This window comes from Micromonospora sp. NPDC002575 (assembly GCF_042889525.1).
GTDB lineage: Bacteria > Actinomycetota > Actinomycetes > Mycobacteriales > Micromonosporaceae > Micromonospora > Micromonospora carbonacea.
Genome location: NZ_JBIARA010000006.1, coordinates 306,976 through 329,960, shown reverse-complemented (window position 1 = coordinate 329,960; position 22,985 = coordinate 306,976). Strand labels below are relative to the sequence as shown.

General features: G+C 73.8%; 21 protein-coding genes, 1 tRNA gene and 1 pseudogene. 6 read left to right on the top strand and 17 right to left on the bottom strand.

Translation table 11 applies throughout. The features are described from left to right. From ACFYWL_RS12890 to ACFYWL_RS12855, 8 genes and pseudogenes are all read right to left on the bottom strand, one after another. Positions 1-410: phosphoadenosine phosphosulfate reductase family protein (locus ACFYWL_RS12890; RefSeq protein ID WP_386971302.1), on the bottom strand; the 410-nt coding region annotated here is incomplete at its 3' end. A 78-nt stretch (positions 411-488) separates the two neighbouring features. Continuing rightward, the gene (locus tag ACFYWL_RS12885) at positions 489-1,307 is read right to left on the bottom strand and encodes an inositol monophosphatase family protein (protein WP_386971349.1); all 819 of its coding nucleotides are present in this window, start codon (positions 1,305-1,307) and stop codon (positions 489-491) included. 139 nt (positions 1,308-1,446) lie between these two features. Continuing rightward, positions 1,447-2,037 (bottom strand): aminoacyl-tRNA hydrolase, encoded by a 591-nt coding sequence (pth, locus tag ACFYWL_RS12880; RefSeq protein ID WP_386971299.1) that lies wholly within the window; start codon positions 2,035-2,037, stop codon positions 1,447-1,449. Between the two features lie 115 nt (positions 2,038-2,152). Then, positions 2,153-2,845, bottom strand: coding sequence for a 50S ribosomal protein L25/general stress protein Ctc (locus ACFYWL_RS12875; RefSeq protein ID WP_386971296.1), 693 nt, complete (start codon positions 2,843-2,845; stop codon positions 2,153-2,155). Positions 2,846-3,143: 298 nt separating this feature from the next. Continuing rightward, entirely contained in the window at positions 3,144-4,124 is a 981-nt protein-coding gene (locus tag ACFYWL_RS12870; RefSeq protein WP_386971294.1) for a ribose-phosphate diphosphokinase, read from the bottom strand. Positions 4,125-4,188: 64 nt separating this feature from the next. Continuing rightward, positions 4,189-5,660 (bottom strand): annotated as a pseudogene (gene glmU, locus ACFYWL_RS12865) (bifunctional UDP-N-acetylglucosamine diphosphorylase/glucosamine-1-phosphate N-acetyltransferase GlmU); the annotation flags it as partial. Positions 5,661-5,790: 130 nt separating this feature from the next. Then, positions 5,791-5,861: transfer RNA gene (locus ACFYWL_RS12860), tRNA-Gln, on the bottom strand. A 45-nt stretch (positions 5,862-5,906) separates the two neighbouring features. Next, on the bottom strand, positions 5,907-6,758 hold the full coding sequence (locus ACFYWL_RS12855) for a helix-turn-helix domain-containing protein (protein WP_386971291.1): 852 nt from the start codon (positions 6,756-6,758) through the stop codon (positions 5,907-5,909). Between the two features lie 133 nt (positions 6,759-6,891). On the opposite strand from ACFYWL_RS12855, the gene ACFYWL_RS12850 reads away from it, so the two are divergent. Together ACFYWL_RS12850 and ACFYWL_RS12845 are read left to right on the top strand one after the other, a co-directional pair. Continuing rightward, positions 6,892-7,866 carry an acyl-CoA desaturase gene (locus ACFYWL_RS12850; RefSeq protein WP_386971288.1) on the top strand — a complete coding sequence of 325 codons (975 nt, stop codon included), beginning with the start codon at positions 6,892-6,894 and terminating at the stop codon, positions 7,864-7,866. Between the two features lie 122 nt (positions 7,867-7,988). Next, positions 7,989-8,678, top strand: coding sequence for a TetR family transcriptional regulator (locus ACFYWL_RS12845; protein ID WP_386971347.1), 690 nt, complete (start codon positions 7,989-7,991; stop codon positions 8,676-8,678). Positions 8,679-8,694: 16 nt separating this feature from the next. On the opposite strand, the gene ACFYWL_RS12840 is transcribed toward ACFYWL_RS12845, so the two are convergent. The 7 genes from ACFYWL_RS12840 to ACFYWL_RS12810 form a co-directional block, all read right to left on the bottom strand. Beyond that, the gene (locus ACFYWL_RS12840; RefSeq protein WP_386971285.1) at positions 8,695-9,165 is read right to left on the bottom strand and encodes a DUF4383 domain-containing protein; all 471 of its coding nucleotides are present in this window, start codon (positions 9,163-9,165) and stop codon (positions 8,695-8,697) included. Positions 9,166-9,283: 118 nt separating this feature from the next. Next, positions 9,284-9,739 (bottom strand): DUF4383 domain-containing protein, encoded by a 456-nt coding sequence (locus ACFYWL_RS12835; RefSeq protein ID WP_386971283.1) that lies wholly within the window; start codon positions 9,737-9,739, stop codon positions 9,284-9,286. Positions 9,740-9,834: 95 nt separating this feature from the next. Next, entirely contained in the window at positions 9,835-11,643 is a 1,809-nt protein-coding gene (locus tag ACFYWL_RS12830) for an ABC-F family ATP-binding cassette domain-containing protein (RefSeq protein WP_386971280.1), read from the bottom strand. Positions 11,644-11,761: 118 nt separating this feature from the next. Beyond that, complete coding sequence (locus tag ACFYWL_RS12825; RefSeq protein ID WP_386971277.1) at positions 11,762-12,718, bottom strand: 4-(cytidine 5'-diphospho)-2-C-methyl-D-erythritol kinase; 957 nt, start codon at positions 12,716-12,718, stop codon at positions 11,762-11,764. After that, positions 12,715-12,843: a hypothetical protein gene (locus tag ACFYWL_RS12820; protein ID WP_386971274.1), complete on the bottom strand. Its 129-nt coding sequence runs from the start codon at positions 12,841-12,843 to the stop codon at positions 12,715-12,717. Before ACFYWL_RS12820 ends, ACFYWL_RS12825 begins: the two co-directional genes overlap by 4 nt. Positions 12,844-12,852: 9 nt before the next feature. Next, positions 12,853-13,725, bottom strand: coding sequence for a 16S rRNA (adenine(1518)-N(6)/adenine(1519)-N(6))-dimethyltransferase RsmA (gene rsmA / locus ACFYWL_RS12815; RefSeq protein WP_386971345.1), 873 nt, complete (start codon positions 13,723-13,725; stop codon positions 12,853-12,855). Next, on the bottom strand, positions 13,722-14,636 hold the full coding sequence (locus ACFYWL_RS12810) for a TatD family hydrolase (protein ID WP_386971343.1): 915 nt from the start codon (positions 14,634-14,636) through the stop codon (positions 13,722-13,724). The genes rsmA and ACFYWL_RS12810 overlap by 4 nt, the downstream gene beginning before the upstream one ends. Before the next feature lie 147 nt (positions 14,637-14,783). Between ACFYWL_RS12810 and ACFYWL_RS12805 the strand changes: the two genes are divergently transcribed. Next, positions 14,784-16,031 carry a hypothetical protein gene (locus ACFYWL_RS12805; protein ID WP_386971271.1) on the top strand — a complete coding sequence of 416 codons (1,248 nt, stop codon included), beginning with the start codon at positions 14,784-14,786 and terminating at the stop codon, positions 16,029-16,031. Between the two features lie 90 nt (positions 16,032-16,121). Further along, entirely contained in the window at positions 16,122-16,973 is an 852-nt protein-coding gene (locus ACFYWL_RS12800; RefSeq protein ID WP_386971269.1) for an alpha/beta fold hydrolase, read from the top strand. A gap of 28 nt (positions 16,974-17,001) precedes the next feature. Here the strand turns inward: ACFYWL_RS12800 and metG are convergent, their stop codons facing one another. Beyond that, the gene (gene metG, locus ACFYWL_RS12795) at positions 17,002-18,804 is read right to left on the bottom strand and encodes a methionine--tRNA ligase (protein ID WP_386971266.1); all 1,803 of its coding nucleotides are present in this window, start codon (positions 18,802-18,804) and stop codon (positions 17,002-17,004) included. Positions 18,805-18,950: 146 nt separating this feature from the next. Here metG and ACFYWL_RS12790 point away from each other — a divergent pair, with 146 nt between their 5' ends. Next, complete coding sequence (locus tag ACFYWL_RS12790; RefSeq protein ID WP_386971264.1) at positions 18,951-19,928, top strand: hypothetical protein; 978 nt, start codon at positions 18,951-18,953, stop codon at positions 19,926-19,928. Positions 19,929-20,026: 98 nt separating this feature from the next. On the opposite strand, the gene rsmI is transcribed toward ACFYWL_RS12790, so the two are convergent. After that, positions 20,027-20,866 carry a 16S rRNA (cytidine(1402)-2'-O)-methyltransferase gene (rsmI, locus tag ACFYWL_RS12785; RefSeq protein ID WP_386971261.1) on the bottom strand — a complete coding sequence of 280 codons (840 nt, stop codon included), beginning with the start codon at positions 20,864-20,866 and terminating at the stop codon, positions 20,027-20,029. Positions 20,867-20,958: 92 nt separating this feature from the next. On the opposite strand from rsmI, the gene ACFYWL_RS12780 reads away from it, so the two are divergent. After that, positions 20,959-22,689, top strand: a complete 1,731-nt coding sequence (locus tag ACFYWL_RS12780; RefSeq protein WP_386971258.1) for a dolichyl-phosphate-mannose--protein mannosyltransferase — start codon at positions 20,959-20,961, stop codon at positions 22,687-22,689. Positions 22,690-22,985: the final 296 nt, after the last annotated feature.

Here is a 22,985-nt window from a genome sequence, read left to right as displayed (position 1 = left end):
CGCGCCCCACCGAACAGGGCATCGAACCGGTGCTTCTCCACCGCGTCCAACAACACCGGCGTCTGGATCCGGTTCCGCATCCCGTCCCCGGACTCCCGCACCAACCCCCGCGTCAACGCCTCCGGCACCGACGCCACGATCAACTGCAACCCCAACTCCGCCACCCGACGATCCCGATATTCCAGGACCTCGGGAAAGTTGTGCCCCGTATCCACATGCATCACCGGAAACGGCACACTCGCCGGCGCAAACGCCTTCTGCGCCAACCGCAACATCACGATCGAATCCTTACCACCCGAGAAGAGCAGCACCGGCCGCTCCATCTCCGCAACCACCTCACGCATCACGAAGATGCTCTCCGCCTCCAGGGCGTCGAGGTGGGAGACCCGGTACGTGGCGGGGCCGGTCATGACCCGACCTCGATCCGCTCGGCTGCGCTCATGGATTCCAGACCTTTCCGGTCGGACACGTGAAGAAGACTGCTCAGGCTACCCGGAATGCCTCTGCAGCGCTGCAAGCAACCGGCTGGCGAGATCCTTGCGGCAGACCAGCAGATCCGGCAGGCGCGGGTCGGCCTCGTTGTATTTCAGCGCAGAACCGTCGATCCGGGAAGCATGCAGGCCGGTGGCCGTCGCCACAGCCACCGGGGCGGCCGAGTCCCACTCGTACTGGCCGCCCGCGTGGACGTACGCGTCGACCTCACCGGTCACCACAGCGGCGATCTTCGCCCCCGCCGAGCCCATCGGCACCAGATGAGCGCCCACATCCTCCGCCAGATCGGTCAGGAAAACCGGCGGACGGCTACGGCTGGCCGCCAACCGGATGGTCCTTCCGCCGCCCGAGATCGCCGCCTCCAAGGTCATCGGCGGGTACGCCGGCGGATGGTCCGTGCCCAGCACCCGGTGCTGCGCCGGCAACCCCACCGCACCCGCCACCAGGCGGTGCGGCGTCGACGCGGTACGCGCCCACAGCGCCACGTGCACCGCCCAGTCCGAGCGGCCCTCCTCGGAGAACTCCCGCGTCCCGTCCAACGGGTCGACGATCCACACCCGGTCGGCGGTCAGCCGGGACACCGCCCCGGCGCTCACCTCCGCCGCCCACGCCAGCCGCGAGCCCTCGTCCTCCTCCGAGAGAACCGCGTCCCCCGGCCGCCACTTCGCCAGCTCGGTGCGGATCAGGTCGTGCGAGACCTTGTCCCCGGCCGACCGCAACGCCCCCGCGTCGGCGAACCCCAGCTCGGCCCGCACGCCCAGCAGCGCCTGCCCGGCCTGGGCCGCCAACCACCGGGCGAACGCGCCGTCGATCATCGGAGGACTGCCCACCACTCGCTCCCGTCGCCTCGCCTCGGCCCACCTCACCGGCCCCGGTCCACCCCGCCGGCCGTGGTCCGCCGGAAATGCGCAGACTACCGGCCGTACGATCGCCGGCCGCGCCGCCCCGCCCGGCTCAGGCCCCGTGGTACAGGTTCTGGGTCGGCTCCACACCCCGGGTGACCACCGACTCGACCACGTCCGCCGCCCGGTCCACCAGGAACTCCAGCTCCTTGCGCTCGGCCGAGGAGAAGTCCGACAGCACGTAGTCGGCCGGGTCCTGCCGCCCCGGCGGCCGGCCGATGCCGAACCGCACCCGCACGTACTCCTTCGTCCCCAGCGACTTCGACATCGAACGCAGCCCGTTGTGCCCGCCCTCGCCGCCGCCGCACTTGACCCGCAACTGGCCGTAGCCGATGTCCAGCTCGTCGTGGACCGCGATCACCCGGCCCGGCGGCACCTTGTGGAACTGCGCCAACCCGGCGACCGGCCCCCCGGAGAGGTTCATGTACGTCAGCGGCTTCACCAGCACCAACTTCGGCCCGCCCAGCCCCAGCCGCCCCTCGGCCACCTCGGCCACCGCCCGCCGGTGCCGGCCGAACTTCCCGCCCACCCGGGCGGCCAACAGCTCGGCCACCATGAAGCCCACGTTGTGCCGGTTACCCGCGTACTCCCGGCCTGGATTGCCCAGGCCGACCACCAGCCACGGCCCCGCCTCGTCCGTCACGCCAACATCCCTCCCGCTCCCCCGCCGCACCCGGCGGCCGGCTCAGACCCGGTCCCGACACGACGACAGGCGCCCCCGGGGTCGGGGGCGCCTGTCGCACGGAAAGACGGACCGGTCAGACCTCGGTCTTCGCCTCGGCCGGGGCCTGCTCGCCCTCGGCGGCCGGCGCCTCGGCACCCTCGGCGGTCTCCTCGCCGACCTCGGCCTCGGCCTCCTCGGCGGCGGCCTCGACCTCGGGCAGCGTGGCCTCCAGCTGCTCGGCGGTCGGGGCGGCGGTCACGGCGGCGACCGGCAGCTCCGGGTCGGCGGCCAGCTCGACGCCCGACGGCAGCTCCACGTCGGCGGCGGTGACCTGCGTGCCGGCCTCCAGGCCCTCGATCGACGCCTCCAGGTGGTCCGGCACCTTGGTGGCGTCGGCGGTCACCGAGAGGGTGTCGTGGTCGTGCACGATCAGGGTGTCCTTCGCGGCCTCACCGGTCAGCTGGACCGGGACCTCGACGGTGACCTTCTCGCCGCGGCGGACCAGCAGCAGGTCGACGTGCTCGAAGCTGTCCTTGATCGGGTCACGCTGGATCGCCTTCGGCAGCGCCAGCACCTGGGTGCCGTCGCTGACCTCGATCGCGAACAACTGGTTGGCGCCGCCCTTACGGATCGCGGCGGCGAACTCACGCGCGGGCAGCGCGATGTGCTTCGGCTTCTCGCCGTGGCCGTACAGCACGGCGGGCACCATGCCGGCCCGGCGGGTACGACGGGCACCACCCTTGCCGAACTCGGTACGGGGCTCGGCGCTGATCTTTACCTCGGACACGGGGAAACTCCTGATGCTTTTCGCTGCGGCGGCTTGTCGTCTTGCGGTGCTGGGGCGAGGGGCTCGCTGGGGCTCATGCGTCATGAACGACTGCCCGGAGCACCGCGTCGATCACGGTGCCTCCGTGCGGTGCTTTTCAGCGGCCCGCCGGGCACCCTCGCCGTGGCAACCGCAACAGTCTACCCGAGCTGTTTACGCGCCCGACGGCAGTCCCCGCCCCGCCCGCTGCCAGGAGTGAAAACGCCCAACAGCGTCGCGCGCCGGCCGCCGTCCCGGCGGCCGGCGCGCGACGCCCACGTCAGCTCAGGCCGCCGAAGAGGGTCGTCACCGAGCCGTCGTCGAAGACCTCCCGGATCGCCCGGGCCAGCAGCGGCGCGATCGACAGCACCGTGATCTTGTCGAGTTGCTTCTCCGGCGGCAGCGGCAGCGTGTTCGTCACCACGACCTCGGTGATGGGGCTGTTCTTCAACCGCTCGGTCGCCGGATCCGACAGCAGCGCGTGGGTCGACGCCACCAGGATCTCCGCCGCCCCCGACTCCCGCAGGATGTCGGCGGCCTTGGTGATCGTGCCGCCCGTGTCGATCATGTCGTCGACAATCAGGCACACCCGGCCCTCGACCTCACCGACCACCCGGTTCGCCACCACCTGGTTCGGCTTCAACGGATCCCGCGTCTTGTGGATGAACGCCAGCGGGCAACCGCCCAGCCGGTCGGTCCACCGCTCCGCCACCCGCACCCGGCCCGAGTCCGGCGCCACCACCGTCATCGGCCGGCCCGCGAACTTGCGCTCCACGTACTCGGCCAGCACGTCCATCGCGAACAGGTGGTCGACCGGCCCGTCGAAGAAGCCCTGGATCTGCGCGGTGTGCAGGTCCACCGTGAGGATGCGGTTCGCCCCCGCCGTCTTCAGCAGGTCCGCCACCAGCCGCGCCGAGATCGGCTCCCGGCCGCGGTGCTTCTTGTCCTGCCGCGAGTACGGATAGAACGGCAGGACCACGGTGATCCGCTTGGCCGACCCACGCTTCAGCGCATCGACCATGATCAGGGTCTCCATGACCCAGGTGTTGACCCCGTGCGTCACGGACTGCACCACGAAGGCGTCCGAGCCGCGTACCGAATCCTTGAAGCGCACGAAGATCTCACCGTTGGCGAACTCGTACGCGTCGGCGGGCGTCGGCGCGACGCCGAGGACCTCACCGATCTCCCTGGCCAAGTCCGGGAAACCACGTCCGGAGAAGAGCATCAGGCTCTTGCGGTTTTCGGCGACGATGCTGCCCATGGGCCCGTCTGCTCCCGTTGGTCGGTGTGCCCGGCTGCGGTGTGGGGCCGGGGACTATTCGGTTTGCAGTATCTCCCCCGCCTGACGGCCCCCGAACCGCCTCGGCGCCCTCGTGGATTGCCTCACCTTCCCTTGCGCCCACTATGCCCCAGGAGCATCCTCCGCCGCAGCCCGCAAAGCCCGCTCCGCCGCCTCCGCCGAGGCGGTGCCGGCCCGCCTCCGGGCCACCCACCCCTCGATGCTGCGCTGCGGCGCGCGGGTCACCCCGAGCGCCCCCGGCGGCACGTTCTGGCTGATCGCGCTGCCCGCCGCGACGTACGCGCCCGGCCCCACCTCCACCGGGGCGATCAGGCTGGTGTCGCAGCCGATGAACGCCGCCTCACCGACCGTCGTGCGGTGCTTGTTCACCCCGTCGTAGTTCACGAAGATCGTCGCCGCGCCGATGTTGGCCCTCGCCCCGATCGTCGCGTCGCCCACGTACGACAGGTGCGGCACCTTCGCGCCCGCCCCGACCTCGGAGTTCTTCACCTCGACGAACGTGCCGACCTTGGCCTTCTCGGCCAGCCGCGCCGCCGGCCGCAGGTACGCGAACGGCCCCACGCTGGCCCCCGCCCCGACCTCGGCGTCGACGGCGTGACTGCGCAGCACCGTAGCCCCCGGCCCGACCACCGTGTCGATCAGCGTCACGTCCGGCCCCACCACCGCCTCCGCGCCCACCACGGTCCGGCCGCGCAGCTGCGTGTTCTGGTCGATCACCGCGTCCCGGTCCACCGCGACCGTCACGTCGATCCAGGTCGTCGCCGGGTCCAGGATGCTCACCCCGGCACGCATCCACGCCTCGTTGACCCGGTCGCGCAGCAGCCGGCGCAGCGCCGCCAGCTCGACCCGGTCGTTGCAGCCCAGCGTCTCCACGTGGTCGGCGGCCACGTGCACCCCGACCGGCTCACCGGCGGCGACCAGCAGGGCGAAGACGTCCGTCAGGTACTCCTCGCCCTGGTCGTTGTCGGTGGACAGCTTGCCCAGCGCGTCGCGCAGCCGCACCGCGTCGAACGCGTAGCTGCCGGCGTTGATCTCCCGCAGCGCCCGCTGCTCGGCGGTGGCGTCGCGCTCCTCGACGATCTGCCGCAGCCGGCCCGCCTCGTCCCGGACGATCCGGCCGAGCCCGGTCGGGTCGGGCACCTCGGCGGCGAGCACGGTCGCCGCCGCACCGGCCGCCTCGTGCGCCTCGACCAGCGCGGCGACCGTCTCGGGGCGCAGCAGCGGCACGTCCCCGTTGATCACGACCACGGTCCCTGCGGCGTCGGCGACGGCGTCGAGGGCGATCCGCACCGCGTGGCCGGTGCCGCGCTGCTCGGCCTGGAGCACCGGCACGGCCTCCGGGGCGACCTCGGCCAGGTGCGCCCGGACCCGGTCCGCGCCGTGGCCGACCACGACGACGGTCCGGTCCGCCCGCAGGGGCCCGGTGGCGGTGAGCACGTGGCCGAGCAGGGTCCGGCCGAGCAGGGGATGCAGCACCTTGGGCAGCGCCGACTTCATCCGCTTGCCCTCCCCGGCGGCGAGCACGACGACGGTGCGGAGGTGGGGCTGGGGCACGACGTGGCTCCCGTCGGGACGGCGACAGTCTCGCGGCCATGCTAACCACGCGAGGACGGCGATACAGCGGAAGCTCCCGGGAGAGGATTCGAACCCCTATAATCAGGACCAAAACCTGACGTCCTGCCATTAGACGACCCGGGACGGTCTAAAACGGACAAACCAATCGGTTGGCCGGACTAGTACACCTTAGCGCCCCACGGCGTGCACGCCAGCGCCCATTCCCGCCATGATCCCTTCGATCTTCCAGTAGAGCCGCCGCGATCTGGGCACCTCGACCGTCAGGCAGCCGCGATAGTCGTCGCCGGTGTTGTGCCGGACCGTCGCGGGCCGGTGCCGCTTGAGCGAGACCGGCCGGAAGTCGTCGGCGGGCACTCCCACCCGCCCTGCCCACCACCGGACCGCCTCCGCAGCATCCGCGGACTCGTGGATGCTCACCCGGAACGACAGCGTCCCGCGGGGCACACCCATCACCTCGACGAAGCGGAGGAAGACCTCGACCAGCGTCGGATCGCTGTTGACGAACCGCACGCGGCAGTCGTGCGGACGCCACGGCTTGGCCTTGGCCCCCTCCGCCCAGTAGAGCGCCGCACCGATGAGGATCAACTCCCGGCGCCGCAGCCGCCCTACCCACGCCGACGTGGCTCTGGCCGTCTCCGCGCGGGCCGCGTCCCGCGCCTGCCGATGGGCGGCCCACTGCGCATCGGTCATCGCCCTGGAGTGCGCCCGACGCCGCTCGCGGGCGGCCTCGCCGTCCGGCTGCCACGGCACGCCCTGGACCCAGCGGTACGCCGTCGACTTCGCCACTCCGAGCCGGACCGCGATGTCGGGCACGGTGCAGCCCTGGGCGCGCAGTTGCGTCGCCTCGGCCCGGAGGGCGTCCTTGGCGTTGGGCCGGCGGGTCCGCTCCGGGGCGGGCACCCCGCGCAGCAGCTCCTGGACGCGGTTGCGGCCGAGGCCGGTGCGGGCCCGGATCTCCCGCACGGTGAGCTGTTCGACGGTGCGCAGTCGACGGACCTCTGCCGCCCGGGAGTCCTCCACGAACAGGAGGTTAGGACAGGCGTACGACACACCACGCATTCATGCCGGGAACTGTCTCGTGCGTTCCCCGACGCCCTAAGTTACGGTGACGTAGGCGTAACTTGTGATCTCTGCCGTCCCGCTGCGAGGTGCCATGTCGACCGCTGTGCTCGAGTCCCGCCCCACCGGCCCGAAGCCGCTGACCCAGGGCCCCCAGTCGCGGGGCATCCTGGTCGCCCTGTGGGCGTTCGTGGTCGTCCCGTTCCTGGCCCTGGTCGCCGCGGTGCCCGTCGCCTGGGGCGGCTGGCTGGGCTGGACCGACGTGGCGATCGCCGGATTCTGGTACGTCGTCTCGGGGCTGGGCATCACGGTCGGCTACCACCGCTACTTCACCCACGGCTCCTTCAAGGCGCGGCCGTGGCTGCGGGTGGCGCTGGCGGTCGCGGGTTCCCTCGCGGTGCAGGGCGAGATCATCCAGTGGGTCGCCGACCACCGCCGGCACCACGCCTTCTCCGACCTCGACGGCGACCCGCACTCGCCGTGGCGGTTCGGCCAGAGCGTCCGAGGGCTGGTGAAGGGGCTGTTCCACGCGCACGTCGGCTGGCTGTTCGGCCGGGAACTGTCCAACCGGGAGCGGTTCGCCCCGGACCTGCTCGCCGACCGGGCGACCCGCCGGGTCGACCGGCTGTTCCCGGTGCTGGTGGTGGTGACGGTGCTCGGCCCGGCGCTGATGGGCGGCCTGCTCACCTGGTCGTGGCGGGGCGCGCTGACGGCGCTGTTCTGGGGCGGCCTGGTGCGGATCTCGCTGCTGCACCACGTGACCTGGTCGATCAACTCGGTCTGCCACGTCTACGGCGAGCGGCCGTTCGCGATGCGCCAGGGCGACCGGGCGACCAACTTCTGGCCCCTGGCGATCCTGTCGTTCGGCGAGAGCTGGCACAACCTGCACCATGCCGAGCCGACGAGCGCCCGGCACGGCGTGCTGCGCGGGCAGGTCGACATCTCGGCCCGGGTGATCTGGCTGTTGGAGCGGACCGGGGCCGCGTGGGCGGTGCGCTGGCCGAAGCCGGAGCGCATCGCGGCCAAGCTGGCCCACCCGGAGCCGCCGCGGCGGGACCGGCTGGGGTAAACGGGTCGGGCGGGCCGGCTGCCGCCTGGCAGGATGGCCGGATGACCGACGACGGCGGCGCGACCAACGACGGCGGCAGCATCCCACGACAGGGCGTCACCGCGCGCCGGCGAGGTGACGGCATGGCAGAGGGTCCGGTCGACGGGGGCGGGGCGGGCGGGCGGCGGCGCGCGGTGCCGGCGGCGGGCAAGCCGCCGTCACGGGTGCGGATGTCGGCGGCCCAGCGGCGCGAGCAGTTGATCTCGATCGGCCGGCAGTTGTTCGCCGAACGGGGCTTCGACGCCACCTCGATCGAGGAGGTGGCGGCCCGGGCGAAGGTCTCCAAGCCGGTGGTCTACGAGCACTTCGGCGGCAAGGAGGGGCTCTACGCGGTGGTGGTGGACCGGGAGGTCCGGGCCCTGCTGGACCGGATCACCACGGCATTGACGGCCGGGCACCCCCGGGAGTTGCTGGAGCAGGCGGCGCTGACCCTGCTCAGTTACATCGAGGAGGAGACCAGCGGGTTCCGGGTGCTGGTGCGGGAGTCGCCGCTGATGTCGGCGACGGGCAACTTCAGCAGCGTGATGAACGACGTCGCGCACCAGGTCGAGCACATCCTCGGCGCCGAGTTCAAGACCCGGGGGTACGACCCGAAGCTGGCCGAGCTCTACTCGCAGGCGCTGGTGGGGATGGTGGCGTTGACGGGCCGCTGGTGGCTGGAGGTGCGCAAGCCGCGCAAGGAGACGGTGGCCGCGCACCTGGTGAACCTGGCCTGGAACGGGTTGTCGCACCTGGAGGCGAGGCCGACGCTGATCACGTCGCGGGGCCGCTGACGGCGCGGGCGGCGGGTCAGCGGCTGCCGGGGACGGGGTCGCGGCGACGCCGGTCCTCGGCCTCGGCGTGGTCGGCCGGGCCGACCTTGTCATAGAGGCCGGTGGCGAGCAGCACCAGCCCGAACAGCAGCGACACGATGACGGTGGACATCGAGAAGTTGAGGAAGTTCGCGGGGGTCTGCAGGACGGCCATCATCAGGGTGCCGGTGACGAGGAAGACCGCGCCGGCGGTGAGGTTCATGTAGTGGCCGAGGTTGCTGCGCCGGGACGCCCCGATCAGCAGCACGATGCCGAAGACGACCGAGACGAGCGAGAACGCCAGGTTGGTGCGGAGCCCGAGGGCCCAGTGGCTGCCCCGGTCGAACAGCCCCTCACCCCAGGTCGCGGCGGTGCCCCACACGCCGAAGAGCAGGATGTAGAGCCCGACGAGGCCGGCGAGGGCCCGGTAGAGCGGCCGGGCCGGGTGGTTGACCGGAAAGTGCGCCATGACCCCTCCGTCCGATTGACACCAGTCGGAAGGATTGTCACCCCGCCGGCCGCCGGACGCGGGCCGAACCGCCGCAGCGGGTGCCGGCGCGTGCCGACCCCCGCCACGGCGCGCGGGCTCACAGGACGAGCCGGGCCTTCTGCCAGGCCTCGTTCTCCTCGTCCGTGCCGACCTTGCCGTACATGCCGGCCATCAGCAGGACCAGGGAGAGGGTCAGCACCACGATGTCGGTGACGATGGTGAAGTTGAAGATGTTGGCGTCGGTGTGGAGGAAGGCCAACTCGGCGAGGCCGAGGACCATCAGGGCGTACGCCAGCCACTGGTTGATCGCGACGTCGAGGTTGCGGCCGATCACGGTGCCGGCGAGGATCGCGATGCCGAGCACGATGCTCAGCAGCGAGAAGCCGAGGTTGGTGCCCTGGCCGAGCGCCTTGGTGTCGTCCTGGGCGAGGATGTCGTTGCCGGCGCTGGCGACGAGGCCGAGCACGCCGAAGACCAGGAAGTACAGACCAACGAGCCCGCCGATCGCCCGGTAGATCGGCCGCGCGGGGTGGTTGACGGGGGTGTGGGCCATGTCTGAGTCTCCAAGACCGTGCGGGTAAGGGGTCGCCTGCGATTGTCCCGCACGGCGGGCTGTGACGCCGCACACCCCCCGCCCGGTTGCCCTGGTCAGCCGCCGGGCACCTGCTCGGCGAGGGCCAGCCAGCTCTCCTCGACCTGTTCCCGTTCGGCCCGGACGTCCTTGAGCTGGGCGTCCAGCTCGGCGACCCGGGCGTAGTCGGTGGCGTTGGCGGCGAGCTGGTCGAGGAGGGCGGCCTCCCGCTGCTCCAGCTTGGCGATCTGCCGTTCGAGCCGGGTGAGTTCCTTCTTGGCCTGCCGCGCCTCGGCGGCGGACATTCCGCCCGTGCCGGCGGCCGGGGCGCCGGCGGCGGGGGCCCCGGCGGGGGCGGCCGGGGCGGCCGGCCGGTCGGCGGCGCGGGCCAGGTACTCGTCGACGCCGCCGGGCAGGTGGACGAGGCGGCCGTCGCCGAACATCCCGTACGCGGCGTCGGTGACCCGTTCGATGAGGTAGCGGTCGTGGCTGGCCACGATGATCGTGCCGGGCCAGGAGTCGAGGAGGTCCTCCAGGGCGGCGAGGGTGTCGGTGTCCAGGTCGTTGGTGGGCTCGTCGAACAGCAGCACGTTGGGCTCGGCGGCGAGCAGCCGGAGCATCTGGAGGCGGCGGCGTTCCCCGCCGGAGAGGTCGCCGACGGGCGTCCAGAGCCGGCGGTCGTCGAAGCCGAAGACCTCGGCGAGCTGGGCGGCGGAGACCTCCCGGTCGCCGAGCTGCACCCGGCGGGCGACCTCCTCGACGGCTTCGAGGACGCGCAGGTGCCCGGGGAGTTCGGCCAGCTCCTGGGAGAGGAAGGCGGGCTTGACCGTGGAGCCGGTGTGGAAGCGGCCGGCCTCGGGGCGGGTGATGCCGGCGAGCATCCGCAGCAGGGTGGTCTTGCCGGCGCCGTTGCGCCCGAGGATGGCGATCCGGTCGCCGGGGCCGACCTGCCAGGTGGTGTCGTGCAGGATCTCCTTGGGGCCGGCGTGCAGCCGGACGTGCTCCAGGTCGTACACCTGCTTGCCGAGACGGGCGGTGGCGAGCCGTTGCAGCGACATGGTGTCGCGCGGCGGCGGCACGTCGGCGATGAGCGCGTTGGCGGCGTCGATGCGGAACTTCGGCTTGGAGGTGCGCGCGGGCGGGCCTCGCCGCAGCCAGGCGATCTCCTTGCGGAGGAGGTTCTGCCGGCGGGCCTCGGTGGCGGCGGCGACGCGTTCCCGCTCGGCGCGGGCGAGGGTCCAGGCGGCGAAGCCGCCCTCGTAGGCCCGGACGGTCTGGTCGGCGACCTCCCAGGTGGTGGTGCAGACGGCGTCGAGGAACCACCGGTCGTGGGTGACCACGACGAGCGCGCCCCGACGGCCGACGAGGTGCTTCGCGAGCCAGTCGACGCCGCCGACGTCGAGGTGGTTGGTGGGCTCGTCGAGGATGAGCAGGTCGGACTCGCGGACCAGCAGCGCGGCCAGGGCCACGCGGCGGCGCTCGCCGCCGGACATGGGGCCGACGGGCTGGTCGAGGCCGAGGTGGGGCATGCCGAGGCCGTCGAGGATGGCCCGGACGCCGGCGTCGCCGGCCCACTCGTGCTCGGCGCCCATGCTCTGGCCGAGCCAGGCGGTGCCGAGCACCACGTCCCGGACGGTGGCCTCGGGGGCGAGGGCGAGGGCCTGCGGCAGCCACAGGACGCGCAGGTCGCGGCGGTGGGTGACGCGGCCGTCGTCGGGGTCCTCCTGCTTGGTGAGCATCCGCAGCAGGGTGGACTTGCCGGCGCCGTTGAGGCCGACGACGCCGATGCGGTCGGCGTCGTCGAGGCCGAGGGAGACGTCGGTGAGCAGCGGCCCGGCGGCGCCGTACCCCTTGGACACCCGGTCCAGGTTGACGATGTTGGCCACTACCCCACCTTCCATGATCAAGGCGTCCCGGTGCCGGCGGGCACCTGGGGACGCCTGGCTCCAAGGGTACGCGGACGCGCCCGGCCCGCCCCGGGGGGCGGGCCGGGCGCGGGGCGGCTCAGCCGATCCGGGCGCCGGCCACCGGGCCGTGGGCGGTGCGCGCCTCGCGGCACACCCCGGCCGCCTCCAGCTCGGCGGCGATCCGCTCGGCGTCGGCGGCGTCGGCGGCGAGGAAGACGCAGGTGGGCCCGGAGCCGGAGACGATGCCGGCGAGCGCCCCGGCGGCCTCGCCGGCCTTGAGGGTGGCGGCCAGCGACGGGCGCATGGCCAGCGCGGCGGCCTGGAGGTCGTTGCCGAGGGTGGCGGCGAGCACCCGGGGGTCGCGCTGGCGCAGCGCGGCGAGGAGCCCGTCGGTGCTGCCCAGCGGCGGGCCGGCGGCCCCGGCGGCGCGGAGCCGGTCGAGTTCGGCGTAGGCGACGGGGGTGGACAGGCCGCCGTCGGCGATGGCGACCACCCAGTGCCAGGAGGTGGGGCGGGCCAGCACGGGGCTGACGGCCTCGCCCCGGCCGGTGCCCAGCGCGGTGCCGCCGTGGATCAGGAACGGCACGTCGGAGCCGAGGTCGGCGGCGATCCCGGCGAGCTCGTCGCGGGACAGGCCGGTGCCCCAGAGCGCGTCGCAGGCGACGAGGGCCGCCGCCGCGTCGGCGCTGCCGCCGGCCAGGCCGCCGGCGAGCGGGATCTGCTTGCGCAGGTGCAGCCGGGCGTGCGGCAGGACTCCCGCGTAGCCGGCTAGGGCGTGGGCGGCCCGGATCACCAGGTTGGTGTCGTCCAGGGCCAGCTCGCCGGTGCCCTCCCCCTCCATGGTCAGGGTGAGGGTGTCGCCCCGGCGGGCGGTCAGCTCGTCGTGAATGGAGATGGCGTGGTAGACGGTGTTCAGCTCGTGGTAGCCGTCGCGGCGCAGCGGGCCCACCCCGAGGTGCAGGTTGACCTTGGCGGGGACCCGCACCCGGACGGGGCCGGTGGCCCCGCGCCGCTGCTGGTCGTCATCGTCGTCCGGTCGCCATGCCTCGGTCACGGGACGATGCCCCGCAGGCGCAGGCGGATGTCGAACGGCTCGGTCACGATCAGCTCCTCGGCGGGGTCGACGGCCGGCGCGGACCGGGCGTCAACCAGGTCGTACGCGTTGCGGGGTCCGGGCACCGCGCCAGCCTACTGCCCGGCCGGCGGGCCGGTCGGGGCCGACGCGGCGACGGCGGCGAACTGCTCGACGGTGAGTGACTCCCCGCGTGCGCCGGGGTCCACCCCGGCGGCGGTGAGGGCGGCGGCGGCCCGGTCGGGGCCGCCGGCCCAGCCGGCGAGGGCGGCCCGCAGGGTCTTGCGGCGCTGGGCGAACGCGGCGTCGACGACGGCGAAGACCCGTGCCCGGGGCACCTCGGGGCGGGGCGGCTCGCGGCGGGTGAAGGCGACCAGTCCCGAGTCGACGTTGGGCACCGGCCAGAACACGTTGGGTGGGACCCGGCCGGCGGCGCGGGCGTGGGCGTGCCAGGCGAGCTTGACCGACGGGATGCCGTACACCTTGGAGCCGGGGCCGGCGACGAGCCGGTCGGCGACCTCCTTCTGCACCATCACCAGGCCGTGCCGGAGGCTGGGCAGCGCGGCGAGCAGGTGCAGCACCACGGGCACGGCCACGTTGTACGGCAGGTTCGCCACCAGGGCGGTCGGCGCGGGGTCGGCCAGCTCGGCGGCGGCGACGCGCAGCGCGTCGGCGCGGTGCACGGTGAGCCGATCGGCGTACGGGCCGGCGTGCTGGGCGGCGGTCTGCGGCAGCGCGGCGGCCAGCGTCGGGTCGATCTCGACGGCGTGGGTGTGCGCGGCGGCCGGGAGCAGGGCGAGGGTGAGCGAGCCGAGGCCGGGGCCGACCTCCAGGGCGACGTCGTCGGCGGTCAGCCCGGCGGCGGCGACGATGCGGCGCACGGTGTTCGGGTCGTGCACGAAGTTCTGGCCGAGCTTCTTGGTGGGGCTGACGCCGAGGCGGGCGGCGAGGTCCCGGATCTCCGCCGGGCCGAGCAGGCCGGGGGTCACCACGGGCCGAAGGCGCGTTCGCCGTTGGCCGACAGGGCGGCGCAGAGCGCGTCGAGGTCCGCGCCGGTGGTCGCGGCCAGCGCGCGGACGGTGAGCGGGATCAGGTACGACGCGTTGGGCCGCCCCCGGTGCGGGGTGGGGGTGAGGTAGGGGGCGTCGGTCTCCACGAGGAGCTGGTCGAGGGGGGTGAGCGCGGCGGCCTCGCGCAGCGCGGTGGCGCTGGCGAAGGTGACGGTGCCGGCGAAGCTGAGCAGGTAGCCCCGGCGGACGCACTCGCGGGCGAAGTCGGCGTCGCCGGAGAAGCAGTGCAGCACGACGGTGTCCGGGGCGCCCTCGTCGTCGAGGATCCGCAGCACGTCGGCGTGGGCGTCGCGGTCGTGGATGACGAGGGCCTTGCGGTGCCGCTTGGCGATGCCGATGTGGGCGCGGAAGCTCTCCTCCTGCGCGGCGCGGCCCTCGTCGCCGGTGCGGAAGAAGTCCATCCCGGTCTCGCCGATGCCGCGCACCCGGTCGCGGGCGGCGAGGGCCTCGATGGCGCGCAGCGCCTCGTCGAGGTCGGCGAGGCGGGGGGCCTCGTTGGGGTGCAGCGCGACGGTGGCGAGCACCGCCGGGTAGCGGTCGGCGGCGTCGGCGCTCCACGCCGAGGACGCGACGTCGACGCCGACCTGGACGAGCCGGTCCACGCCGGCCTCGGCGGCCACGGCGACGGCCGCCGCGACGGGGTCGTCGGCGGTGGCGTTGCCGCCCGCCCCGCCGGCCGGCACGCCGGCCTCGGTGACGGTGATGTCCAGGTGGGTATGGCTGTCCGGCACGGGGCCGGGCAGCGGCTCGGGCGCGGGCGGGAACTCGCCGGCCCGGCGGGCGGCCCGCTGCCGGCGGGGTTCGGTCGACTCGGTCATCGCCGCCAGCATCACACACCGGCGGTAGGCCCGGTCCGCCACCCGGCCCCTCCCGGGCGTCCCGGCGCTGCGGCGGCAAGCGCGCCGACCAGGCACCGGTCATCGGGCCGTCACCGGCCGTTCACCCGCCCGGAACGCGGCGGGCCTAGCGTCGCCGGGGTGAGCGTCGCCCCCCAGGCCCGTGGAGCCGCCGAAGCGCGGGCGGGGCTGCGCGTGACGTGCGGCGGGGTGGCCTACCCGGCGGAGGCGATCGCCCGGGGCGCGGCGTACGAGCTGTTCAGCGCCGAGGAGGCGCCCGGCTTCGAGTGGTCGCCCCGGGCGGGGGCGCCGCTGCCCTGGCGGAGGTTCGCCCACGCCAGCGAGGTCGACGCGGTGCACGGCGCGGCCGAGCCGACCGAGGAGCCGGACGCGCCGCTGCTGGTGCCGCTGCACCGCGAGCGGGGCTGGCCGCAGGTGCAGCGGCTCAGCCAGCAGCCGGCCTCGGCCGGCGACCCGACGCTGGCGGCGGTGCGGGCGTCCGCGGTGATCCGGCGGGGCACCCGGATGGTCAAGGTGCTCTCCGCGCGGCAGCTCGCCGGGTACGCCCGGGGCTGGCTGCCGCACGGCTTCTGCCACCGTGAGCACGACGTGGCGCATCTGCGTACCCCGGCGGCCCTGTCGGTGCTGCGCACCGACTCGCCGGGCGGCCGGGACGACCTGGAGGTGGCGTTCGCGCTGCGCTGGCGGGCGGCGGACCCGGCCGACTACGTGTGGCCGGTCGGCGCGGAGCACCGGGGGTTGACGGCGCTGCCGCCCCGGGACCGGCTCGGCCCGCCGGTGCTGGGCACCGGGTTCGTGCCGAGCGAGGCGCAGCTGGTCCCGGAGTTCGTCACCCGGGACTTCGCCGACCTGCCGATGCCGGCCAACGCCGCCCTGCTGGCCTACCCGGCCTCCGGCGAGGAGGTCGTGCTCTACGGCTACCAGGCCGAGCAGCGGGGGTGGCTGCGGATGGTCGGCCCGCAGTGGCGGCACCTGCTGGCCGGGGTGCCGGACCTCTCCCCCGACCAGGAGTGGCTGCCGACCGGGGAGGCGGCCCGCTCGACGCAGCTCGTCGGCGGTTACGCCGGCACGGCGTACGAGGCGGTCGCCGACCTGCCAAGTGGGTTCCGGGTGCTGGCGATGACCCGGGCCGCCCGGTACCCGGTGGAGGCGGTGGTCCGCCGGCTGCGCCACGCCGCCTGGCGGGGCGTGTCCTGCCTGGTCCTGCGGGAGGAGGCGGGCTGGCTGCGGCTGCGGCTGACCCGGCCCGATCCGGACGCGGTGGCCGCGACCGGGGCGCAGTGCCAGGAACGGGGCGTCTACGAGGTGTGGGCCCCGGCGGTCGAGGTGACCGACGACCGGATGGTCGACGTGCCGTACCCCCTCTGACGGCCGTACCCCCTCTGACGACGGCATATCGGGGGGCGGGTGGGGAATGCGCGGGGCGTCCGACGACCCGACCCCGCTCCGGGAGACGAGATGCCCTTCATGACCGTCGGCGCGGAGAACACCGCGCCCATCGACCTGTACTACGAGGACCACGGCGCCGGCCAGCCGGTCGTGCTGATCCACGGCTTCCCGTTCAACGGGGCGACGTGGGAGAAGCAGACCAACGCGCTGCTCGCCGCCGGCTACCGGACCATCACGTACGACCGGCGGGGCTTCGGCAACTCCAGCCAGCCGGCCGCCGGCTACGACTACGACACGTTCGCGGCCGACCTGGACGTGCTGATGACCGAGCTGGACCTGCGCAACGTGATCCTCATCGGGCACTCGATGGGCACCGGCGAGGTCACCCGCTACCTGGGCACGTACGGGTCCAACCGGGTGGACCGGGCGGTGCTGCTCTCCCCGATCCCGCCGTTTTTGCTGAAGACCCCGGACAACCCGGAGGGGGTGGACCGGGGCCTGTTCGACGGCTTCCAGCAGGCAATCCTCGCCGACCGGTTCGCCTACCTCACCAGCTTCTGCGACAACTTCTTCAACTACGCGGACAACAAGGGCCGGCTGGTCAGCGAGGAGGCGTACCGGGCGCACTGGGAGATCGGCGCGCGGGCCTCGGCCATCGGCACGTACCAGAGCGTGGACGCCTGGCTGACCGACTTCCGGGCGGACCTGCCCCGGATCGACGTGCCGGTGCTGATCGTGCAGGGCGACCAGGACCGGGTCCTGCCGTACGGGGTGACCGGCCAGCGGTTGCAGCCGATGCTGCCCGACAGCCGGCTGGTGACGCTGAAGGGCGCGCCGCACGGCATCCCGTGGACGAACGCCGACGAGGTGAACCGGGCGATCCTGGAGTTCGTCGTGGCCCCGGCGATGGCACGGCGCTGACGGCGGGCTCGCCGGCTGGCCGGACCGGTCAGCCGGCGAGCCGGGCCAGCTCCTCCTCGACGATCGACGGATCGAGCTTGCGGAACACCGGCTTCGGCGCGGCGAGCGGCCGGCCCACCTCCAGCGGCACCGACTCCCAGCGCGCACCGACCGTGTAGTCGCCGGTCAGCACCGGGTACGCGGGCCCGCCGTCGAGGTCGTCGACCTCCTCGATCACGGGCATCGGGGCGTGCACGCCGGTGCCGCCGAGCAGCTCGTGGATCTGCTGCGCGGAGTGCGGCAGGAACGGGGTGAGCAGGGTGTTGGCGTCGCTGACCACCTGGAGGGCGACGTGCAGGATGGTGCCCATCCGGGGCTTGTCCGCCTCGGCCTTGAGCTTCCAGGGCGCCTGCTCCGACAGGTACTTGTTGGCCTCGGCGACGACCCGCATCGCCTCGCCGATGGCCTGCTTCTGCCGGTGCCGGCCGATCAGGTCGCCGACGGTGTCGAAGCCGGCGCGGGCGGTGGCCAGCAGCGCCTCGTCAGCCTCGGTGAGCCCGGCCGGGTCGACCGGCGGGATCGCGCCGAAGTTCTTCGCCGCCATCGACACCGAGCGGTTGACCAGGTTGCCCCAGCCGGCGACGAGCTCGTCGTTGTTGCGGCGGAGGAACTCGGCCCAGGTGAAGTCGGTGTCGTTGCTCTCCGGCCCGGCGACGGCGATGAAGTAGCGCAGCGCGTCCGGGTCGTAGCGTTCGAGGAAGTCCCGCACGTAGATGACGACCTTGCGGGACGAGGAGAACTTGCGGCCCTCCATCGTGAGGTATTCGCTGGAGACGACCTCGGTGGGCAGGTTGAGCCGGCCCAGCGCGCCGGGCTCGCCGTCGTGGTCGCCCGCGCCGGAATATCCGCCGAGCAGCGCCGGCCAGATCACCGAGTGGAAGACGATGTTGTCCTTGCCCATGAAGTAGTAGCTGCGGGCGTCCTTGCCCTCGGCGTCGGCGGACCACCACCTGCGCCACGCCTCCGGGTCGCCGGTGCGGCGGGCCCACTCGATCGACGCCGACAGGTAGCCGATGACCGCGTCGAACCAGACGTAGATGCGCTTGTCCGGGCGGTCGCGCCAGCCGTCGAGGGGGATCGGCACGCCCCACTCCAGGTCCCGGGTGATGGCCCGGGGCTGGAGGTCGTCGAGGAGGTTCCGCGAGAACCGCAGCACGTTGGGCCGCCAGCCCTCCCGGCCGTCCAGCCACTCCCGCAGCGCGTCGGCGAGCGCGGGCAGGTCGAGGAAGAAGTGCTCGGTCTCGACGAACTCCGGCGTCTCGCCGTTGATCTTCGACTTGGGGTTGATCAGGTCGACCGGGTCGAGCTGGTTGCCGCAGTTGTCGCACTGGTCGCCGCGGGCGCTGTCGTACCCGCAGATCGGGCAGGTGCCCTCGATGTACCGGTCGGGCAGGGTCCGGCCCGTCGACGGCGAGATCGCGCCGGTGGTGACCCGGGGCACGATGTAGCCGTTGCGGTGCAGCCCGGTGAACAGCTCCTGCACCACCGCGTAGTGGTTGCGGGTGGTGGTGCGGGTGAACAGGTCGTACGACAGCCCCAGCGCCCGCAGGTCCTCGGCGATCACCCGGTTGTAGCGGTCGGCCAGCTCGCGGGGGGTGACCCCCTCGGCGTCGGCCTGCACCTGGATCGGGGTGCCGTGCTCGTCGGTGCCGGAGACCATGAGCACGTCGTGGCCGGCCATCCGCATGTACCGGGCGAAGACGTCGGAGGGAACGCCGAAACCGGAGACGTGGCCGATGTGGCGCGGGCCGTTGGCGTACGGCCAGGCTACCGCCGCGAGAACGTGACTCATGACCAGCAAGCCTAGTGACCGGCGCGGGGCCACCGCGAACCAATAGGCCGGCTCGCCGCGACCGCACCGGGAATGCCGCCCGATTTGTCGCCGACACGCGGCCTGACCTGCCCTGCTGCCCCCGCCTGCCGGTGTCCAATGACACCGTGACTGGCAGACGAGCCGCCCAGGGGCACGAGGAGCCACCCGGCGGATCGACGCCCGGCCCGCCCGCGCAGGCAGCTCCGCCCGCGGTGCCCGCACCGCCCGCGCAGGCAGCCCCGCCCACACTGCCCGGCCCGCCCGCGCAGGCAGCCCCGCCCGCGCAGGCAGCCCCGCCCGCGGTGCCCGGGCAGGCGGCCGGCCCCGACCAGCCGGTGGAGGTGGAGCCGACCACCGGCGCCCCGGTCGACGCGGTGCCGCGCCGGGTTCCGGTCCGGCAGCCCCGCGGTCGGCTCCGCCCGTCGCCCGCCCCCGACCAGGACGCGCCGGGCGACGACGACGGGCTGTTCTGGGCCCCGATCGAACAGGTGCACTGGGACGGCACCCCCCTGCGCGAGGAACACGGCCGCCGCCGCTGGTGGCGACCCGCCGCCGGCGCGGACCACCGGGGACACGGCCGCCTGCGGCGGGCCGCCGACCGTCCCGCCCACCCGCCGGAGGTATGGCAGGGCCTCTCCGCCCTGCTGGCGCTGAGCCTGCTCGCCGCGTTCTTCGCCTGGGTGAGCGCCGGCCCGTTCTGGCTCGCCCTCGGGCACGCCACCACCGGCACCGTCGTGATCGGCGAGTGCACGGGTGCCGGGCTGACGCAGCGCTGCCGGGGGGTCTTCACCGCCGAGGACGAGCGGTTCATCGCCTTCGGGGTACGCGTCAGCGGGGTGCCCGCCGAACGCGCCGCCGCCGGCTCCACCCTGACCGCCCGGATGACCGGCCCGTCGGGCGACACCGCGTACGCCGACACCGGCGTCGGTCGACACCTGCGCTGGCTGCTCGGGCTGCTGCTGGTGCTCGCCTGCGGCGCGGGGATCGCCCGCTACACCGGCGCGACCCGGCTGGCCGACCGGCGGGCCCGGCGTTGGGCGGTGGCGGTCGCGGTGGCCGGGCCGCTCGTGATCAGCGCCGGCTTCCTCGCCGCCGCCTGGTAGGCGCGCCCGCCCCGGCTCGCTGCGCACGCCCCGCCCCGCCGGTTTGGAAGGGGCCCTTCCTATACAGAAAGCGTTAACAAGGTGCCCTTCCTTGCGCCTCAGGCGTGGACGGTGGTGTAGACGTCGCGGCGGCGCAGGCCGTACTCGGTGGCGACCTCGGTGATCGCGTCGCGCCGGGACAGGCCGGCGGCCTCCCGGGCGGCGACGGCCGCGCGCAGCGTCTCGTCGTCGGGGCGTTGCGCGGCGGCCGGCGGCGCGCCGGCCACCACGAGGGTGATCTCGCCGCGCGGCTCGCGCTCGCCGGCCCAGGCGGCCAGCTCGCCGAGCGGCCGGCGGACCACCTCCTCGTACGTCTTGGTCAGCTCGCGGCAGAGCGCGGCCGGGCGGTCGACGCCGAACTCGGCGGCCAGGTCGGCGAGCGCGCCCGCGATGCGGTGCGGGGCCTCGAAGAGGACCAGGGTGCGTTCCTCGCCGGCCAGGGCGCGCAGCCGGGACCGCCGCGCGCCGGGCGCGCGGGGCAGGAAGCCCTCGAAGCAGAACCGGTCGCTGGGCAGGCCGGACAGGGCCAGGGCGGTGGTGACGGCGCTGGGCCCGGGTGCGGCGCTCACCGGGACCCCGGCGTCGATAGCCCCCCGGACCAGCCGGTAGCCGGGGTCGGAGACGCTGGGCATGCCGCCGTCGGTGACCAGGGCGACGACGTATCCCTCGCGGAGGACGTCGACGAGTTCGGGGGTGCGCCGCTCCTCGTTGCCCTCGAAGTAGGAGACGATCCGGCCTCCGACGGTGACGTCGAGGTCGCGGGCCAGCCGGGTGAGCCGCCGGGTGTCCTCGGCGGCGACCACGTCGGCGGCGGCGAGCACCTCGCGGAACCGGGCGGACGCGTCGGCCGGGTTGCCGAGCGGCGCGCCGAGGAGGATCAGGCGTCCAGATTCGGACATTTCGCCCAAGAGATGCGCTCCTTCATCGACAGTTGTACCGATATCGGGGACGACGGACGCCACCGGGCACCTCCGCAGCCTACGATCGCTGCGTGACGAGTGCGTCGACAGCGCAGAGCGCGAGCGCGGGCCGGGCGGGATCGGAGCACGCCGGGTCCGCCGGCGACGCGACCGAGGAGTCCTTGCGGCCCCCCACCCCGGACGGCGGCGGGGGCGTCCCCGCGATCGTGCGGCGGCGGCTGGCCACCGTCGACGCCCGGCTGGACGTCAACTCGTGGATCGCCACCGCCGTCGTGGTGGCGATCGCCGCGATCCTGCGCCTGGTCGGCCTCAGCTACCCCAAGGGCAAGATCTTCGACGAGATCTACTACGCCCGCGACGGCTGGGGGCTCGTCGAAAAGGGCGTCGAGTGGAACTTCAAGGACAACGGCCCGTCGTACGTGGTGCACCCGCCGCTGGGCAAGTGGCTGATCGGCCTCGGCGAGTGGGCGTTCGGCTACTCCGACGCCGAGCACAACATCTCCGTGCCCGGCCACCTGATGACGACCGCGCCGGAGTTCGGCTGGCGCTTCGGCGCGGCGCTGGCCGGGATCGTGTCGGTGCTGCTGCTGGTGCGCATCGGCCGCCGGCTGTTCCGCTCCACCACGCTCGGCTGCGCCGCCGGCCTGCTGCTCGCCCTCGACGGCTTTCACCTGGTGCTGTCCCGCACCGCCCTGCTCGACATCTTCCTGCTGCTGTTCGTGCTGGCCTCGTTCGGCGCGCTGGTCCTCGACCGGGACGCGCGGCGTCGCCGGTGGAGCCGGGCGCTGGACGCCGGCCTCGACCCCACCGCGCCCGGCCGCGCCGGCCGGCCCGCCGGCGGCTGGCGGAACTGGCCGTGGTGGCGGCTGGCCGCCGGGGTGCTGCTCGGCCTCGCCTGCGCGGTCAAGTGGAGCGCCCTCTCCTTCCTGCCGGCCTTCGCGCTGCTGGCCCTGCTGTGGGAGGTCGGCGTCCGCCGGTCCGCGGGGGTGCGCCGGCCGTGGCGCGACGCGCTGCTCGACGAGCTGCCCTGGCTGGTGCTGGCCGGCGTCCTCATGGCCGTCGCCTACGTGGCGACCTGGTCGGGCTGGCTGCTGACCGACGACGGCTACTACCGCCTCGCCGCCAGGTACCCGAACGTGCCGGGCCTGAGCGACACCCCGATCATCGGGGCGCTGAACAATCTGTGGGAATACCACAAGGCGGCGTACGGCTTCCACAAGCAGCTCGACGACCCGCACAAATACCAGTCCTGGCCCTGGCAGTGGCTGCTGCTGGGCCGGCCGGTCGCCTTCCACTGGTCGGGCGAGGGGGCCTGCGGCGCGCCGAGCTGCGCCTCGGAGATCCTGCTGCTGGGCACGCCGCTGCTGTGGTGGTCGTTCCTGCCCGCCCTGTTCGGGGCGGCCTGGATCGGCCTCGCGCGGCGGGACTGGCGGGCCGGGGCGATCCTGCTCTGCGTGACCGCCGGGCTGCTGCCCTGGTTCTGGTTCGCCCTCGACGGCCGGACGATGTTCTCCTTCTACACCGCGCCGGCCCTGCCGTTCCTGGTCCTCGCGGTCGTCTACGTGCTGGGCGCGATCGTCACACCGGCCACCGACGGGGCGCGGGCCCCGGCCGCCAGGGAGGCGTCCGCCGACGGCGAGGACGAGGCGGCGGAACGCCGGCTGGTGGGCGGCGTCATCGTGGGCGCGTACGTGCTGCTGGTGGCGCTCTGCTTCGCGTACTTCTATCCGATCTTCGTGGGCAAGGTGCTGCCGTACGCGGAGTGGTCGGCCCGGATGTGGTTGGACGGCCGCTGGATCTGACGCCGGCCGTCGGATATCGGACAACCGGGCCCGGGGCGGGCCCGGTTGCCGGGCTGTCGGGCGCGGAAGGCGGCCTCTGGGCGCAAAGACGCGCGCCCCGATCGCCTGCCACGGGGGAAGCGGGCGATTGGGGCGCGCAATAGGAGCTTAACCACCCGGCACCACCGGCACAACGGGTGGACTCGGGTCAGATTTCCGACGGAGCACACCAGCCTAATGGTTTACGTGCGGCAGCTAACCGTCAGTCATCCGGTGCGGACCTTACGGAGCTCACCGGCCGGGCCGAGGGCCCGATC